This window comes from Actinokineospora iranica (assembly GCF_900101685.1).
In the GTDB taxonomy this organism is placed as follows: Bacteria; Actinomycetota; Actinomycetes; order Mycobacteriales; family Pseudonocardiaceae; genus Actinokineospora; species Actinokineospora iranica.
The window spans coordinates 114,945-131,510 of sequence record NZ_FMZZ01000001.1 but is presented as its reverse complement, the minus strand read 5'-3'; the positions used below and the strand labels follow the sequence as shown (position 1 = coordinate 131,510).

At 71.3% G+C, this 16,566-nt stretch carries 15 protein-coding genes; 13 read left to right on the top strand and 2 right to left on the bottom strand.

Translation table 11 applies throughout. The annotated features are described in order from the left end of the window. Positions 1–39 precede the first annotated feature (39 nt). Positions 40–1,470, top strand: a complete 1,431-nt coding sequence (locus tag BLS56_RS00625; RefSeq protein WP_091446982.1) for a hypothetical protein — start codon at positions 40–42, stop codon at positions 1,468–1,470. 143 nt (positions 1,471–1,613) lie between these two features. Beyond that, positions 1,614–2,579, top strand: a complete 966-nt coding sequence (locus tag BLS56_RS00620; protein ID WP_091446981.1) for a LysR family transcriptional regulator — start codon at positions 1,614–1,616, stop codon at positions 2,577–2,579. Positions 2,580–2,586: 7 nt separating this feature from the next. On the opposite strand, the gene BLS56_RS00615 is transcribed toward BLS56_RS00620, so the two are convergent. Beyond that, on the bottom strand, positions 2,587–3,312 hold the full coding sequence (locus BLS56_RS00615; RefSeq protein WP_091446978.1) for an SDR family oxidoreductase: 726 nt from the start codon (positions 3,310–3,312) through the stop codon (positions 2,587–2,589). A gap of 47 nt (positions 3,313–3,359) precedes the next feature. Here BLS56_RS00615 and BLS56_RS31125 point away from each other — a divergent pair, with 47 nt between their 5' ends. Continuing rightward, positions 3,360–3,524, top strand: a complete 165-nt coding sequence (locus BLS56_RS31125) for a hypothetical protein (protein WP_175482592.1) — start codon at positions 3,360–3,362, stop codon at positions 3,522–3,524. Here the strand turns inward: BLS56_RS31125 and BLS56_RS00610 are convergent. Then, a complete protein-coding gene (locus BLS56_RS00610; RefSeq protein ID WP_091446977.1) occupies positions 3,512–4,999 on the bottom strand; it encodes a bifunctional phosphatase PAP2/diacylglycerol kinase family protein in 1,488 nt (495 codons plus the stop codon). The two genes, BLS56_RS31125 and BLS56_RS00610, sit on opposite strands and share 13 nt — an antisense overlap. A gap of 144 nt (positions 5,000–5,143) precedes the next feature. On the opposite strand from BLS56_RS00610, the gene pafA reads away from it, so the two are divergent. The 10 genes from pafA to BLS56_RS00560 all read left to right on the top strand — a co-directional run bounded on the left by pafA (position 5,144) and on the right by BLS56_RS00560 (position 16,528). Then, complete coding sequence (gene pafA, locus BLS56_RS00605; protein WP_091446974.1) at positions 5,144–6,502, top strand: Pup--protein ligase; 1,359 nt, start codon at positions 5,144–5,146, stop codon at positions 6,500–6,502. A gap of 294 nt (positions 6,503–6,796) precedes the next feature. Then, positions 6,797–7,588 carry a maleylpyruvate isomerase family mycothiol-dependent enzyme gene (locus BLS56_RS00600; RefSeq protein ID WP_091446971.1) on the top strand — a complete coding sequence of 264 codons (792 nt, stop codon included), beginning with the start codon at positions 6,797–6,799 and terminating at the stop codon, positions 7,586–7,588. Positions 7,589–7,872: 284 nt separating this feature from the next. Next, positions 7,873–8,847 (top strand): helix-turn-helix transcriptional regulator, encoded by a 975-nt coding sequence (locus tag BLS56_RS00595; protein WP_091446970.1) that lies wholly within the window; start codon positions 7,873–7,875, stop codon positions 8,845–8,847. Next, positions 8,844–9,812: a helix-turn-helix transcriptional regulator gene (locus BLS56_RS00590; RefSeq protein WP_091446967.1), complete on the top strand. Its 969-nt coding sequence runs from the start codon at positions 8,844–8,846 to the stop codon at positions 9,810–9,812. Before BLS56_RS00595 ends, BLS56_RS00590 begins: the two co-directional genes overlap by 4 nt. A gap of 56 nt (positions 9,813–9,868) precedes the next feature. Further along, the gene (locus BLS56_RS00585; RefSeq protein ID WP_091446963.1) at positions 9,869–10,078 is read left to right on the top strand and encodes a hypothetical protein; all 210 of its coding nucleotides are present in this window, start codon (positions 9,869–9,871) and stop codon (positions 10,076–10,078) included. Positions 10,079–10,331: 253 nt separating this feature from the next. After that, positions 10,332–10,655: a Sec-independent protein translocase subunit TatA gene (gene tatA, locus BLS56_RS00580; RefSeq protein WP_091446962.1), complete on the top strand. Its 324-nt coding sequence runs from the start codon at positions 10,332–10,334 to the stop codon at positions 10,653–10,655. A 17-nt stretch (positions 10,656–10,672) separates the two neighbouring features. Beyond that, the gene (gene tatC / locus BLS56_RS00575) at positions 10,673–11,623 is read left to right on the top strand and encodes a twin-arginine translocase subunit TatC (protein WP_407640467.1); all 951 of its coding nucleotides are present in this window, start codon (positions 10,673–10,675) and stop codon (positions 11,621–11,623) included. Positions 11,624–11,669: 46 nt separating this feature from the next. Then, the gene (locus tag BLS56_RS00570; protein ID WP_091446957.1) at positions 11,670–12,566 is read left to right on the top strand and encodes a diacylglycerol/lipid kinase family protein; all 897 of its coding nucleotides are present in this window, start codon (positions 11,670–11,672) and stop codon (positions 12,564–12,566) included. Positions 12,567–12,630: 64 nt separating this feature from the next. Then, on the top strand, positions 12,631–15,426 hold the full coding sequence (locus BLS56_RS00565; RefSeq protein ID WP_091446954.1) for a DEAD/DEAH box helicase: 2,796 nt from the start codon (positions 12,631–12,633) through the stop codon (positions 15,424–15,426). Positions 15,427–15,853: 427 nt separating this feature from the next. After that, positions 15,854–16,528, top strand: coding sequence for a DUF4333 domain-containing protein (locus BLS56_RS00560; protein ID WP_091446951.1), 675 nt, complete (start codon positions 15,854–15,856; stop codon positions 16,526–16,528). Positions 16,529–16,566 lie beyond the last annotated feature (38 nt).

The following is a 16,566-nucleotide window of genomic DNA, read 5'->3' as shown; positions in this document are numbered from 1 at the left end:
GCCTGGATGGCTGCGCGGAATTGTGAGGAGCCTGCCCCGGTGGACCGTGCCGTCGTGATCGCCGAACTCGACCTGCTGACCAAGCTGGGGCCGAGGCTGACCGGGTCGCCAGAGCACGAGCGGCTTGTCGATCACGTCGCCGGGCAGTTCGCGGACCTTGGCGTCGAGGTCCACGAGGACGTTCTCGGCTTCACCCGGTGGGATCTGCCCACAGCTCCGGAGGATCTCCGGCTGACCGTGGCCGGGCGGCCGGTGGAGATCTCGTCGGCATTCCCCTACTCGGGCACGACCGGCGCGGCGGGTGTCCAGGGTCAGCTGCGCCGCCTGCGGGGTCCGCTGCCGCGCTGGTCCTCCGCACGCGAGGGCATCGCCGTGGTCGAGGTCCGCAACCGGGAGCTTTCCTTCGGCGCGGTAGTGGGCAGCTGGGACCCCGACAACCCATGGGGCCGGTTGGCGAACCCGCTGATCCCGGCCACCCTCGCGGGCCTCGGGCTCAAGCGGGCGCGCTCGGCCGGGGTCCGCGGCGTCGTGTTCGCGTGGCGCGGTATCAGCGCCGCCAACGCCCGCGGCCAGTACGTCCCGTTCACCCTGCCCTACCTGGACATGCCCGCCGTGTTCGTCGCGGGCGACGCCGCCGACGCGGTGCTGGCGGCGGCGGACCGCGGCGAGCGGGCGGAGCTGGTGCTCAACGCGGCCGTCACGCCGAACGCGACCATGCGGACGGTGTGGGCGGCCGTGGAAGGCACCCGGCGGCCCGAGGAGACCGTGCTCGTCGTCACCCACAGCGACGGAACCAACGTCGCCGAGGAAAACGGGCACATCGGCCTGGTCGACCTCGCCCGCGACGTCGTCGCGCGGCCGCCGGAGCGCACCGTCGTGTTCGTGCTCGCCGCCGGTCACCTGCGCATCCCGGCGGTCACCAGCGGCCACGGCCAGGCGATGAGCCGCTGGCTGGACGACCACCCCGAGTGGTGGGCAGGCGGGCCCGGGCAGCGGCGGGCCGTCGCCGGTCTCGGCGTCGAGCACCTCGGCGCGGTCGAGTACCGCGACGACCCCGACACCGGCGCCTACGGTCCCACCGGGAACGCCGACCCGGAGGTGCTCTACGCCTCGACCCCGGAGCTTCGGATGCTCGTCGACCTCGAATGGCGGGGCGCGCTGCCCGGGCCGACCCGGGTGTCCGCGCCGAATCCGGTCATCCAGTTCGGCGAAGGGCAGCCGCTGTACCTGAAGCGGATTCCCAACATCGCCCTGGTGACCGCGCCGCAGTACCTGCTCAGCCTCGAACCGGGCGACTACGTGGACGTGGACCTGCTCCAGCGGCAGGTCGACAGCTTCCGGCGGCTGCTGCGCCGCATCGACACCCTGCCCGCGAGCAGCATGGGCGCCATCCCCGCGCACACCCCGGCCCGCAAGATCGCCGCCGTCGGCAAAATCCTCGCGGGCATCGTGGATCCGCGCGGCCGGTGACCGTCCGCGAGGCGTTTTCCGGCGCTGTGTTCAGACGACGGCGGCGCCCGCGTTTTCACACGCCGCTGATCCGAACTGTGGGTATGTTCCCACCCGGTGGCCGGATATTTGCATAACGCCTCGTCAGCGGGCATAACTCTGGTGTGAGCGAGCTGGAATTGCGCCATCTCCGGGTGATCCGGGCGGTCGCCGACGCGGGCAGCCTGTCCAAGGCCGCCGTCCGGCTCGGCGTGTCGCAGCCCGCGCTCACCGCCCAGCTCCAGCGGCTCGAACGGCGCGTCGGCGGACTGCTGTTCGCCCGCACCGGCACCGGGGTGGTGCCGACCGACCTCGGCAGCTACGTGCTGACCACCGCGCGCGTGCTGCTCGCCGAGGTCGATGACCTGATGGCCGGGATCAAGCAGCGCACCAGGACGGCCGTTGGCGCGGGCCAGCTCCGGGTCGGCGGACCGCCCGGCCTGATCGTGCCGCTGTTCGCCACCGCGATCGCCTTGCGGCTCGGCGGCGCCGAAGCGGCCATCGACATCGACATGCAGCCAGCCGAGCTGGTCCGCAAGGTGCTCGACCACAAGGTCGACTTCGTGATCCTGGAAGAGAACCCGGGCTTTCGCACCCCGCTGCCCGCCGCCCTGCACAGCCGCGTGACGCTGTCCGCGCCGCTGTTCGTCGCGCTCGCCGAGACCCACCCGCTCGCGGGCCGCGGCGAGATCGACCTCGCCGACCTGGCCGGGGAGAGCTGGGTGGTGCCACCGGTCGCGGAGGGCACAGAGCAACTCGCGTTCGTCCGCGCCTGCGCGGCGAGCGGATTCGTCCCCAGGATCAAACACCAGATGACCGACTCGACCACCACCCGGGCGCTGGTGCAGGCGGGCGCGGTCACCCTCGCGAAGCCGGTGGCCCGCGAGGGCAACGGCCTGGTCATCCGCGCCATCGCGGGCACCCCGCTGCGCCAGGAGATCGTGCTGGTGTGGCACGCGGAGCACACGCCCGCCGACGCGGCCGAGCACGCGCCAGCGTCGCTGCTGTCCGCCTACGCGCGGCTGACCGACACGAACCCGCTGTTCGCGGCCTGGTGGTCCGAGCACGCCCCGGCCGCGGCCACCGGCTGAGGCCCGCTCAGGCGATGCCGCCGTTGGCGCGCAGGACCTGGCCGTTGACCCACCTGGCCGGACCGGCGAGGAACGCCACGACCTCGGCGATGTCCTCCGGCGCGCCCAGGCGTTCCAGCGGCGGCTGCGCGGTCATCCTGGCGATGGTCTCGGGGTCCTTGCCGTCGAGGAACATGGCGGTCGCGGTCGGCCCGGGGGCGATCGCGTTGACGGTGATGTCCTTGCCGCGCAGTTCCCTGGCCAGGATCATCGTGATCGCCTCGACCGCGCCCTTGCTCGCCGCGTAGGCGCCGTAGCCGGGCAGCGACAGGCCGAGCACCGAGGTCGAGAAGTTGATGATCGCCCCGCCCGCCCTGACCCGCAGCGCGGCCTGCTGGTCCACGACGAACGTGCCGCGGATGTTGGTGCGGTGCAACTGGTCCAGCACGTCGAGGTCCAACTCCGCGATAGGGGACAGCACGAGCCTGCCCGCGGCGTGGACGACCACGTCGACGCCGCCGAACGTCTCTTCCGCCGCGTCGAACAGGGCGGCGACCTGGTTCTCGTCGGCGACGTCCGCGCGGTGGGCGACCGCCTGCCCGCCCGCTGCCTTCGCTTCCCGCACGGCGTCCTCGGCCTCCGCCGCGTTGCTGGCGTACGCGATCGCGAGGGCGTAACCGTCGGCGGCCAGCCTGCGCGCGGCCGCGCGGCCGATGCCGCGCGAGCCACCGGTGATGATCGCGACGCGGGTCATGAGGTGCTCCTCAGGGGGTCGGAGAGTCAGTGGTGTCGGAGAGTCGGGTGAGCCAGTTCAGCAACAGCGCTGTCTCGGCAGGGGAGAGCGCCGCGCTCGGCGCCTGGCGCAGCAGCGCGGCCAGACTCGCGGCGGCAGAGACGATGTCGGTCGGACCGGGCTGCGCCCGCTCCAACCGCGTCCACACACCGCCCGCCGGTCATGAGCGGTAGATCGAGAGCGCCCTGGGCCGGGAGCGGAACTCGAACCGCTGTCCCAGCGGCCCCACCTCGCCGTCGGTGGCCACCCTGCGGTAGCCGTCGAGGAGGCGGACATCCAGGCTCGGCATGTCGTGCTGGCGGTAGACGTGGCTGGTCGCCAGCGTGCGGGTGAGCGTGCCCAGCACGAACCGGGCCCGCGAGTACGGCAGGTCGGCCCGCACGTAGCGGACGTCGAGCAGACCGGTGTCCAGAGCGGGCCGCTGGGTCGGGGCGAACCCCTTGGGCGCGTAGGTGCCGTTGCCGACGAACAGCATCCACACCAGGTGCGCCCTACCGTTGAGCTCCAGCCGGATCGGCTGCGCCCGCCGCAGGGTCCTGATCAGCGCCAACGCGCCCGCGGGCCACTTCGGCCAGTTCCGCGCCTCCAGCCGCTCCCGCAGCCGCACCATCTCCGGGTACCCGCCCAGGCTGGCGGTGTTGACGAACCAGCGGTGCGTGGTGCCCGTGCTGCCGGTGATGCGCACCCCGGCCAGGTCCATCTGCACGCCGGTGCCCGCTCGCACCGCTTCGACCGACTCGTGCACGGTCTCCACACCCACGTCCCGGGCGAAGTGGTTGAGCGTGCCAGCCGGGATCAGCAGCAGCGGGAGCTGGAACTCCGCCGCCACGGCTGCCACGGCGGCGACCGTGCCGTCGCCGCCCGCCACACCGACGGCCTTGAACTCGCCGGGCGCCGCGGTGAGCCGCTCGGAGAGCTGATCGATCAGGTCGACCCCCGGCCGCGGGTGCTCGATCGTCGCGTCCGGCCACAGCGCGGCGATCTCCCCGGTCGGGTCGACCCCGGCGACGCCCGAGTTCGGGTTCACCAGCACCAGCAGCCCGGCGCCATCGCCGAGTGGCGGGAGGTCGGCCGCGTGCGCGGTCCGGCCCGGCCCCTCGGCGGCCAGCGGCCACCAGTGCCGGGTCGCGTACGCCGCGCCGACGCCGATCGCCGCCCCCGCGGCCACGTCGGTGGGCCAGTGGACCCCGGTGTGGACCCGCGAGTACGCCACCGCGGCCGCCAGCGGCGCGACGGCGATGGCCAGCATCGGGTACTCCATCGCGACCGCTGTGGTGAACGCCACTGCCGAGGCCGAGTGCCCGGACGGGAACGACGAGCTGGTGGGCCGCTTGGTCAGCCTGCGGTGCTCCGGCACGAGGTCGGCGGCGGGGCGCCTGCGCGGGAAGAAATTCTTCCCGACCAGGTTGGCCGACGTGCTGGCGAACGCGATGGCCCCGACCCCGCGCAGCGCCGCCCGCCGTGTCGGCCCCTTCCGGCAGGCCAGCAGGGCCGCGACGGCGAACCAGAGCCTGCCTTTGTTGGCCGACCTGGTCAGGGATTTGAGCCCCTGGTCGACCGGTGTGCGGGGCAGCGCCGCGCTCAGTCGCACCAGGTCCTGGTCGAACCGGTTGACCCTGCGCACGGAGCGGCGAACTCGTCGGAACATGATCGGAGATTCAACCGGACGCCGGTTTCGGCCGCCGCACGGACGTCCAAGATGAACAGTGGGTGACGGCGCGCTCGATAACACATCGTGGACCTCCCCGAACGGCGCACGGTCCTTGTCGTACTTTGCGCCTAGGCTTAGAGGATGCAGCGGCGGATCTTCGGCATCGAGACCGAGTTCGGCGTGACCTGTACGTTCCACGGGCAGCGCAGGCTGTCGCCGGACGAGGTCGCGCGGTACCTGTTCCGGCGGGTGGTTTCGTGGGGGCGTTCCTCGAACGTTTTCCTGCGGAATGGCTCACGCCTTTACCTGGACGTCGGGTCGCACCCGGAGTACGCCACGGCGGAGTGCGACGACCTGGTCCAACTGGTCACCCACGACAAGGCGGGCGAGCGGATTCTGGAGGACCTGCTCGTCGACGCGGAGCGAAGACTGGCCGACGAGGGCATCGGCGGCGACATCTTCCTGTTCAAGAACAACACCGACTCGGCGGGCAACTCCTACGGGTGCCACGAGAACTTCCTGGTCACCCGGGCAGGCGAGTTCTCCAGGATCGCCGACGTGCTGCTGCCATTCCTGGTCACCCGCCAGCTCATCTGCGGCGCGGGCAAGGTCCTGCAGACCCCGCGCGGGGCGGTCTACTGCCTCTCGCAGCGCGCCGAGCACATCTGGGAAGGCGTCTCCAGCGCCACCACCCGGTCCCGGCCGATCATCAACACCCGCGACGAGCCGCACGCCGACGCCGAGCGCTACCGGCGCCTGCACGTCATCGTCGGCGACTCGAACATGTCGGAGTCGACCACCCTGCTCAAGGTCGGCACCGCCAACCTGGTGCTGGAGATGATCGAGGACGGCGTCCAGTTCCGGGACTTCAGCCTGGACAACCCGATCCGTGCCATCCGCGAGATCAGCCATGACCTCACCGGCCGCAAGCTGGTGCGGCTCGCGGGCGGGCGGGAGGCCTCCGCCCTGGACATCCAGCGCGAGTACTACGCCAAGGCCGTCGAGCACGTCGCCCGCCGCTCGCCCGACCCGCTGGCCCAGCGCGTGGTGGACATGTGGGGCCGGGTCCTCGACGCCATCGAGGAGCAGGACCTGACCAAGATCGATCGCGAGATCGACTGGGCGATCAAGCACCGGCTGGTGGAGCGCTACCGGGCCAAGCACGACCTGGAGCTGTCCAGCCCGCGGATCGCCCAGCTCGACCTCGCCTACCACGACATCAGGCGCGGTCGCGGCATCTTCGACCTGCTCCAGCGCAAGGACCTGGTGGCCAGGGTGACCGACGACGGCGAGATCGAGGCGGCCAAGGACACCCCGCCGCAGACCACCCGGGCCAAGCTGCGCGGCGACTTCATCGCCGCGGCACAGGCAGCGGGCCGTGACTTCACCGTCGACTGGGTGCACCTCAAGCTCAACGACCAAGCCCAGCGCACCGTGCTGTGCAAGGACCCGTTCCGCGCGGTGGACGAGCGGGTGGAACGCCTGATCGCCTCGCTGTAACCAGCTCGCCGAAGGGCGGGCACTGCCGGGACGGACCCGGCGGTGCCCGCCCTTCGCGCGTCTCAGGGGCCATTTACCTCGCCCTGCTCCCCTGGCTTTTAAATCAACTATGCGCTATCAAGATAACAGGTGGTTGGTCTCAGGTGGTGTGCTGGCGAGGTATAACCGACAAAGGGAAAAACGACAGAAGACGCCTGGAAGAGCTGGGGGCTCGGCGTGTCGGCGCGCCGCTCAGGGTGCTGTTCCCGCTGACCGTGCTCCCAGGGAACGGCATGAGTCGCAGGGGAGCGCGACATGGACTACGTCCGTCATTTCCGTCGTGAGGTCTTGGCGTTCGAGACGCTCGCTCGTGGGGCGGCCGAGGACGCGCCGTGGGTGCCGTCCTGTCCCGACTGGACCGTGTCGGACCTGGTGGCGCACCTGGGCTGGGTGCACCGGTACGTGACCCACCTCGTCCGGGAGCGGATCATCGAGCCGGTCGATCCCGCCGGAGCCGACTTCCTCGACCTCCCGGCAGACCGGGCGGGGTGGCCGACGCCGGAGCGGGGCCCGAGCCGCGGGCCGATACCCGCCGGGCTGATCGAGTGGTTCGCCGAAGGCGCCGCGGCGCTGACGGACCTGTTCCGGGACCGCGACCCGGCCGAGCGCGTCTGGACCTGGGCGGGGGAGCGCGAGGTCGGGTTCTGGGCGCGGATGCAGACCATCGAGGCCGCCGTGCACCACTGGGACGCGGCTAACGCGCTCGGGGTGGCCAAGCCGGTCGACACCGAACTCGCCGAGGACGCGATCGACCACGCCTTCGCGGTGATGGTCGCCGCCCGGCGGACCCGGGGGAAGGCCGAGCCGGGGACGGGGGAGCGGATGCGGTTCCGCCAGACCGACGGCCCCGGCCAGTGGACCCTGTGCTTCGACGGCGACGACGCCCGGCTCATCGGCGCGGCCGAGCCCTGGGACGTCGAACTGGCCGCCACCGCGTCTGACCTGATGCTCTTCCTCTGGCACCGACTCCCAGTGACCGGCCTCGGCGGGGTGACCGGCGACGCGAGCGTGCTCGCCCGGTACCCAGCCCTCGCCCCACCCATCTGATCCGCCCGCCCTGACCCCCGGCGTCCTGGCACGCGGCAGGAAACCACTCCCCTGGCTTGGAAATCAACTATGTCCTATCAAGATTATGGATGGTTGCCCACAGAAAAAGAGGTCGGTTCAGGATGCGGACCACTGACAAAAAAGACGCAAGGACAAGGGACCCACGCGCGCGGAGGGTGGTCGGTGCGCGCGATCGGGTGGTGGACGACGCCTCCGGGGGACTCGCACGGGTGTTCGGGCACGGCGGCTGACCACGGCGGGAGCAGGGGCGTTAGGGTGCGCTGGTGTCCGTCGCGCGCGCCGAACGACTTGTGAACCTGGTGCTGTGCCTGCTGTCCACTCGCCAGTACCTCAGTGCCGACCGGATCCGGGGGATCGTGCCCGGGTACGGCGACGCGCCGACCGACGACGCCTTCTTCCGGACCTTCGAGCGGGACAAGACCGAGTTGCGTGAGCTGGGCATCCCGTTGGAGGTCGGCCGCAACTCGATGTTCGACACGGTCGACGGCTACCGGATCGCGCGGCGGGACTACGAGCTTGGCGCGATCGACTTGGAGCCGGACGAGGCGGCGGCGGTGGCGCTGGCGGTGCGGCTGTGGGACTCGCCGGAGCTGACCGGGGCGGCGCATGGGGCGCTGCTCAAGTTGCGGGCCGCCGGTGTCGACGTCGACCAGGCCGCGCCGACGGTCGTGGAGTCCAAGGTGCGCACGTCGGAGCCCGCGTTCGGGCCGTTGCTCGCCGCGGTGCAGGCGGGTCAGGCGGTGTCGTTCGGGTACCGGCGGCCCTCGCCCGCCGAGTTGCGGGAGCGGGTGCTGGAGCCGTGGGGGGTCGTGTCGTGGCGGGGCCGGTGGTATGTGGTCGGCCATGACCGGGACCGGGACGCGCCGAGGTGCTTCCGGTTGTCACGGATAGTCGGCGAGGTGCGCAAGGTCGGCAAGCCGGGAGTGGTGCGCAGACCGGAGAACGTCGACCTGATGCGGTTCGTGGCCAGCACCGACCGGGAGCAGCCGCGCTCGGCCACCGCGACCCTGTGGGTGGCGGCCGGGCGGGGCGCGGGCCTGCGCAGGCGGGCGAAGGTCGTGGGGGAGCGGGTGGTCGACGGGGTGCCGGGCGACCTGCTGGAGTTGGAGCTGAACTATCCGGACACCGCGGCGGGCTGGATCGCCGGGTACGGGGCGGATGTGCTGGTGCTGGAGCCGGACGTGCTGGCCAAGTCGGTGCGCGAGCGGCTGGTCGCGGTGGCGGAGGGGGCGTCGTGACCGGGTCGCAGGAGCGGTTGCCGAGACTTCTGGCGCTGGTGCCGTATCTGATCGCGCGGCCGGGCATCCCGATCGACGAGGCCGCCGCCGACTTCGGGGTGACGCCCAAGCAGCTGCGCAAGGACCTTGAGCTGCTGTGGATGTGCGGGCTGCCGGGCTACGGGCCGGGTGACCTGATCGACATCTCGTTCGAGGAGGACACCGTCACGGTGACCTTCGACGCGGGGATGCGCAGGCCGCTGCGGCTGACCGGGGCGGAGGCGACGGCGCTGCTGGTGGCGTTGCGGGCGCTGGTGGACACCCCGGGGGTCGCGGACGCGGACGCGATCCGGCGGGCGGTGGCCAAGATCGAGGCGGCCGCGGGCCAGGCGCAGCCTGCCGGGGTCGCGGTGGGGCTCGGGGTGCGGGAGGCGGCGGAGACGGCGCGGGTCCGTGAGGTGGTGCAGTCGGCGCTGCGGGCGGGTCGGGCGCTGCGGATCACCTATTACACGGCGTCGAAGGACGAGATCACCGAGCGGACCGTCGACCCGATGCGGGTGCTGATCGTGGAGGGCCGCGGGTACCTGGAGGCGTGGTGCCGTCGGGCGGAGGCGGTGCGGCTGTTCCGGCTGGACCGCATCGATGACGTGGACGTGCTCGATGAGGCCGCGGCGCCGCCGCCGTACGCGGAGCCGACGGACACCTCGACGGGGTTGTTCCGGGCGGCGCCGGACCAGCGGGTGGCGCGGTTGGTGCTGGAGCCGGACGCGCGGTGGGTGTCGGAGTACTACCCGGTGGAGGACGTCGAGGAACTCGACGGCGGCCGGTTGCGGGTGGTGATGCGGTACGCGGACACGTCGTGGATCGTCCGGTTGCTGTTGGGTCTCGGTGGTGAGGTGCGGGTGGAGGAGCCCGCCGACCTGGTGATGTTGCTGCGGGAGCGGGCGGCCGCGGCGGTGCGGCGGATCGCGCTGGTCTCTGGTTGACCTGACCCGCGCGGCTGGTGGGGGCGGGGTCGTTCGGGCGTCGATAGGCTGGGCGCATGGAGTATCTGGCTGCGGGCGCGCTGTTGTTGGTCGGCTTGGTTGTGCTGGCCGGGTTCCTGGTGGGGCTGCTGCGGCGGGTGGGTCGGGTGCGGGGTGCGGTGGTGTCGACGTCGCGCGGGGTCGGTGACCGGGTGGGGTTGCTGCGGGCGCGGTTGGCGGCGCTGCGGGTGGCGGTCGAGGCGCGGAAGGCGAAATCCGATTCATGACCGGGGCGGTGAAAATGACGCAGGCTCGCCTACCAGGGCGCTTCCGGGCAATCGGAATCCGCGACCGGTGGGTGGTGCGGCGCGAGTGTTCCGGTAAAGCCCTGTTCTTTGTTTGTCTGCCGGACACCTCTTTGTGTCTTTTGGGGTCTACCTGTACGGCAGCGCGCTGACCGCGTGAACTCGGGCGACGCGCGCGGCGGGAGTGGAACAGGCGAGTACGCTAGTATCGCCAGGACGAGACAGGAGAGCGGACATGACTCCAGGACCGTGGGAGATTCTCATCATCGCGGTGGTGATCGTGCTGCTGTTCGGCGCGCGCAAGCTGCCGACGATGGCGCGTTCGCTGGGCCAGTCGATGCGCATCCTCAAGGCCGAGACCAAGGGTATGCGCACTGACGAGCAGGACGACGCGGGGAAGCCCGAGGCCGACAAGGCTCCGTCCGCGACCGCGCAGCCCGTCGCGGCGCAGCTGCCGCCCGCGAAGCCGGAGCAGTCGCCGGAGGAGCTGCGGCGTGAGATCGATGAACTGCAGCGGAAGCTGAACCAGCAGGACCAGGCGCACAAGAACGCCAGTTGAGAGGATCGGTTCCCACGGTGGCGCGCGATCCGCACCGCCGGGCTGAAAGCCGCCGCGAGAAGAGGAAACTCCGTAGTCGCAGGCATAATCCCGACGGCACCATGACCTTGAAGGACCACCTTTACGAGCTGCGGAATCGGCTCGGAATGGCGGTTCTGTTCATTCTCCTCGGCGGTGTGTTCGGGTTCATCTGGTTCTTCACCAGGTTGGGCCCGGTGCCTGCGCTGGGCGACATTTTGTTGCAGCCGTACTGTGCTTTGCCGACCGATGTGCGGTTCGCGCCGAACGGGACTTGCCAGCTGTTCCAGACGCAGCCGTTCGAGGCGTTCATGGTGCAGTTCAAGGTGGGTATCGCGGTGGGCATGGTGGTGACGGCGCCGCTGTGGCTGTACCAGGTGTGGGCGTTCATCACGCCGGGCCTGTACGCGAAGGAGCGCAAGTTCGCGTCGATCTTCGTGCTGTGCGCGTCGGTGCTGTTCGCAGCGGGCGCGGTGCTGGCGTTCTTCGTGATCCCGCAGGGCCTTGAGGTGTTGGTGTCCTTCGGTGGCGGGGTGTTCATCACGGCGTTGAACGCCGGTGACTACATCTCGTTCGTGCTGGTGATGCTGCTGATCTTCGGGGTGAGCTTCGAGCTGCCGCTGCTGGTGATCATGCTGAACCAGATCGGGATGCTGCCGTATGCGAACTTGAAGAAGTGGCGGCGCGGGATTGTGTTCGCGCTGTTCATTTTCGCCGCGTTCGCGACGCCGGGCACGGATCCGATTTCGATGGTCGTGTTGGCGGTCGCGATGACGATTCTGTTCGAGTTCGCGGTGCAGGTGTCGCGGATTCACGACCGGCGGAAGGCGAAGCGGGAGGCTTTGGAGGACCCGGCGGCGGGTTTGTCCGATGACGAGGCGACGCCGATGAACTACCTCGCGGAGCCGGTCGACCCGGCGCCTGCCAAGGGCTATGACGACGTAACCTGATCCGGCTCGGCGCCTTGGCCGGGTCGTGGTTGAGGCGGGTGCGGGTTTGGGGTTGCGGGCGGCGTTGGTGTTCCACCCTGGGTCGGGGCATGGGGCCGCCGGGCGGGACGCGGGTGTGGTGGCGGCGCGGCTGCGGGATGTGGTCGGTGAGCTGACCGTGGTCGAGGCGACGTCGGTGGCCGAGTCGCGGGCGTTGGCCGCGCGGGCGGCTGACCGGGGCCTGGATCTGCTGGTTGTGTTGGGCGGTGACGGGTCGGTGCACCAGGGGGTGCGGTTCTGCGCCGAGCACCGGGTGGCGTTGGCGGTGGTGGCCTCGGGGACGGGCAACGATTTCGCGCGGGCGCTGGGGTTGCCGCTGTCGCCGCTCGCCGGGGTGGCCGGGGTGGTGGCCGCGATCGAGTCGGGGGCGCGTCGGCGGGTGGACCTGGGGCGGGTCGGCGGCGGTGAGTGGTTCGCGAGTGTGTTGTGCGCGGGGTTCGACGCCGCGGTGAGCGAGCGGGGGAACCGGATGCGGTGGCCGCACGGGCGGCGGCGCTATGACCTGGCGATCGCGGTGGAGTTGGCGGCGCTGCGGGCGCGGCCGCTGGTGGTGGACACCGGCGGCGCCGACGGCGGTGTGGTGGAGTTGGCCGCGACGATGGTCGCGGTGGGGAACACGGCGTTCTACGGGGGCGGGATTCCGGTCTGCCCTGGCGCTGATCCGGCGGACGGGTTGCTGGACGTGACGGTGGTGGGCCGGGTGTCGCGGTGGGATCTGCTGCGGATTCTGCCGAGCCTGCGCGGTGGTGGGCATGTGGCGCACCCGGCGGTGCGGACCATGCGGGCGCGGCGGGTGGCCTTGGGCGCGGACAACGGGTGGGTGGCCTACGCCGACGGTGAGCGGATGGGGCCGTTGCCGGTGGTGGTGGAGTGCGTGCCGGGCGCGGTGGAGATCGTCGGCTGAGCCAGGGCGGCGGCGGGGGTGTTTCCACGCGACGGGTGTCGGTGCTTTGTGGAAGTCTTGCGGTGTGTCCGCGAGCTCATCTTCCAGTTCGTCCTCTTCTTCGCCCGTCAGTCCCGCGCAGGCGTATGCCGCCGCTCGGCGGCGGGTGGTCAACCCGAAGCTGGCGGAATTCGCCGCCGAGTTGACGTTCGATCTCGACCCGTTCCAGCGTCAGGCGTGTGTCGCCCTTGAGGACGGCCATGGGGTGCTGGTGTGCGCGCCGACGGGGGCCGGTAAGACGGTGGTCGGCGAGTTCGCGGTGCATCTGGCGTTGTCGGAGGGGCGCAAGTGCTTCTACACGACGCCGATCAAGGCGCTGTCGAACCAGAAGTTCGCTGATCTGACCGCCCGGTATGGGCCGAAGGCGGTCGGTCTGCTGACCGGTGACACGTCGGTGAACGGCAGCGCACCGATCGTGGTGATGACCACCGAGGTGCTGCGGAACATGCTGTATGCCGAGTCGTCGGCGTTGGACGGGCTCGGGTATGTGGTGATGGACGAGGTGCACTACCTGGCCGACCGGTTCCGCGGGGCGGTGTGGGAGGAGGTCATCCTGCACCTGCCGGAGTGGGTGCGGCTGGTGAGCCTGTCGGCGACGGTGAGCAACGCCGAGGAGTTCGGCGAGTGGCTGGTCGAGGTGCGTGGGGACACCTCGGTGGTGGTCGACGAGCACCGGCCGGTGCCGCTGTGGCAGCACATGCTGGTGGGCGGCCGGATGCTGGACCTGTTCGCCGGGGAGGACCCGGCTGGGGAGTTGCGGATCAACCCGCATCTGGTGCGGCGCACCGAGGAGGTCGGGCGGGTCCACGCGCCGTGGCACAACCCGAGGGCGAAGGGCGGCCGGGCGGCGGGGGCGCGGGGGCCGCGGTTCAAGCCGCCGTCGCGGGTGGAGGTGGTGCAGCGGCTGGACGGGGCCGGGTTGCTGCCCGCGATCGTGTTCGTGTTCAGCCGGGCCGGGTGTGAGGCCGCGGTGGCGCAGTGTGTGCGGTCGGGGTTGCGGCTCAACTCCGAGGACGAGGTCGAGCAGGTGCGGCGGATCGTGGACTCGAAGACGCGGGACCTGCCGGACGCGGACCTGACGGTGCTGGGGTTCTGGGAGTGGAAGGAGGCGTTGGAGCGCGGGTTCGCCGGGCACCACGCGGGGTTGCTGCCCGCGTTCAAGGAGACCGTGGAGGAGTTGTTCGTCCGCGGGTTGGTGAAGGCGGTGTTCGCGACCGAGACGCTGGCGCTGGGGATCAACATGCCCGCGCGGACGGTGGTGCTGGAGCGGCTGGTCAAGTACAACGGCGAGGCGCACGTCGAGTTGACCCCGGGGGAGTACACGCAGCTCACGGGGCGGGCGGGGCGGCGGGGGATCGACATCGAGGGCCACGCGGTGGTGGTGTGGCAGCCTGGGGTCGACCCGAAGCAGGTGGCTGGGCTGGCGTCGACGCGCACGTATCCGCTGCGGTCGTCGTTCCGGCCGGGCTACAACATGGCGGTGAACCTGGTCGACCGGTTGGGCGCGGGGCAGGCGCGGGACATCTTGGAGCAGTCGTTCGCGCAGTTCCAGGCCGACCGGTCGGTGGTGGGGTTGTCGCGGCGGGTGGACCGCAACCGGGAGGCGTTGGACGGGTACGCGGAGTCGATGACGTGCCATCTGGGTGATTTCACCGAGTACGCGGCGCTGCGCAAGCAGATCTCGGATCGGGAGAAGGCGCTGTCGCGGCAGAACAGCGCGGCGCGGCGGGCCGAGGCGGCGCATTCGCTTGAGCAGTTGCGCAAGGGCGATGTGATCGCGGTGCCCGCTGGTCGGCGGTCGGGGCTGGCGATCGTGATCGACCCGGGGTTGGACCCGATGGGGGAGCCGCGGCCGTTGGTGGTGACCGAGGACCGGTGGGCGGGTCGGTTGTCGGTGGCGGATTTCCCGGCGCCGGTGGCGGCGTTGGGCCGGGTGCGGCTGCCGAGGCAGGTCGACATCCGGTCGCCGAAGTCGCGGCGGGATCTGGCGTCGACGCTGCGGGCGTCGGGGATCGAGGCCCCGGCGCGGGCGCGGCGGCGGTCGGGGTCGACGGAGGACTCGGAGCTGGCGACGCTGCGGCGGGCGCTGCGGGGGCACCCGTGCCATGGGTGCCAGGACCGGGAGAACCACGCGCGGTGGGCGGAGCGGTATCAGCGGTTGCTGGCCGAGACCGAGCAGGTGGAGCGCAAGGTGGCGGCGACGACGCATTCGCTGGCGCGGGCGTTCGACCGGATCCGGGCGTTGCTGGCGGACCGGGGTTATCTGGCGGCGGGCACTGGGGAGAAGCAGGGTGAGCAGGTGGTGACCGAGCACGGGAAGCGTCTGGCCCGGCTCTACAGCGAGTCGGACCTGCTGGCGGCGGAGTGCCTGCGGCATGGGGTGTGGGACGGGTTGACCGGGGCCGAGTTGGCGGCGGTGGTGTCGTCGCTGGTGTATGAGGCGCGGCGGGATGGCGCGGTGGAGGCGCGGGTGCCCGGTGGGGCGGTCACCGAGGCGTTGACCGCGACGGCGCGGCTGTGGGCGGAGTTGGAGGCCGACGAGCGGCACCACCGGTTGGACCGGACTCGGCAGCCGGACGCGGGGTTCGCGTGGACGGTGTACCGGTGGGTGCGGGGCGAGTCGCTGGAGAAGGTGATCACGGCGGCGGATTCGGCCGGGCAGGAGCTGTCCGCGGGTGACTTCGTGCGGTGGTGCAGGCAGGTGATCGACCTGCTGGACCAGATCCGGGACGTGGTGGGCCCGGGTGAGCCGGTGGGCAAGGCCGCGGGTGACGCGGTCCGCGGGATTCGGCGTGGGGTGGTGGCCCTGGCGACGGCGTGATCCTCGGGGCGCTGTCGGTCGCTGCCCGGGTGCCCCGGCCGGGTTCGTGGGCAGGCTGCCGCCCTGATCGGGTGGCAGCTGACCGGGCGAGGTGGCGGGCGGTGGTCTTGGTTGGGTGTGGTGGGCTGCTCGGCGCTGTGCCTGCCACCGGCGGGCCGGGATGCGGCGGTCTGAGCGTGGGTGCGGTGGGGCCTTGGCTGTGTGTCTCCTCGCTGTGCCGGTAGCGGGCCGTGGGCGCGGGGCTCCGGGTGCGCGGATTCCGGAAGTGGCGGTTCCGGGTGGCTGATCGGGTGGCTGATCGGGTGGTGTGTCCGACATGTTCGCCCGGTGGGACGGGTTGGGTGGGGCGGAAGCGTCCCGCTGTGGTTTGATCGCGCGCAGTGGTGTTCAGGTGTGCCGCGCGACCTCGATTTGGCGGAGGCGAGAGATGAGCAGCCCCTACGGGCCGTCCGGTGGGCAAGATCCGCACCAGCAGTGGGGTGGTCAGCAGCAGCCGCCCTACGGCGGCGGCCAGCCGCCGGGCACCCCGTCCGGTGGGTTCCCCGCTCAGGGCGGCGGGTACGGCCAGCCACCGCAGCAGCCGCAGTACGGGCAGCAGCCCGACCCCGCGCAGCAGCAGTACGGCGGGTACGGGCCGCAGCCGGGCCAGCAGCAAGGGCCGCAGCCGATGCAGCAGTACCCCGGCGGGTATGGGCAGCCCCCGCAGCCGGGGCAGCCGTACGGCCAGTACCAGCAGCAGCCCGGGGCCTACCCGGGCACGCCGCCGCAGGAGAAGAAGGGCGGCGGCACCTGGCTTTGGGTGACGGTGGTGGTCGTCGTGCTGATCGCCGCGGCGATCGCGGTGCTCGGGTTCTTCACCCCGGGCTGGTTCAACACCAAGGTGTTCGACAAGGCCGCGGTCGAGAACGGCGTCCGGACGATCCTGACCGACAAGTACGGCGAGAAGGAACTCGACTCGGTGACCTGCCCGGCGGACCAGGAGGTCAAAAAGGACCACCAGTTCTCCTGCGAGGTCGTCATCGGCGGCGAGACGAAGAACGTGAACATCACCGTCCGCAACGACAACGGCGAGTACGAGGTCGCCCCGGCGACGGACAAGTAGCGTCCCCCACGGGCGCGTGGCCGCTGGCAATGCGGTCG

Coding starts and splice junctions, on each gene's coding strand:
- BLS56_RS00615 (WP_091446978.1), bottom strand. CDS start 3,312: ATGACCCGCGTCGCGATCATCACCGGTGGCTCGCGCGGCATCGGCCGC.
- BLS56_RS00610 (WP_091446977.1), bottom strand. CDS start 4,999: ATGTTCCGACGAGTTCGCCGCTCCGTGCGCAGGGTCAACCGGTTCGAC.
- pafA (WP_091446974.1), top strand. CDS start 5,144: ATGCAGCGGCGGATCTTCGGCATCGAGACCGAGTTCGGCGTGACCTGT.
- BLS56_RS00600 (WP_091446971.1), top strand. CDS start 6,797: ATGGACTACGTCCGTCATTTCCGTCGTGAGGTCTTGGCGTTCGAGACG.
- BLS56_RS00585 (WP_091446963.1), top strand. CDS start 9,869: ATGGAGTATCTGGCTGCGGGCGCGCTGTTGTTGGTCGGCTTGGTTGTG.
- tatA (WP_091446962.1), top strand. CDS start 10,332: ATGACTCCAGGACCGTGGGAGATTCTCATCATCGCGGTGGTGATCGTG.
- BLS56_RS00560 (WP_091446951.1), top strand. CDS start 15,854: ATGAGCAGCCCCTACGGGCCGTCCGGTGGGCAAGATCCGCACCAGCAG.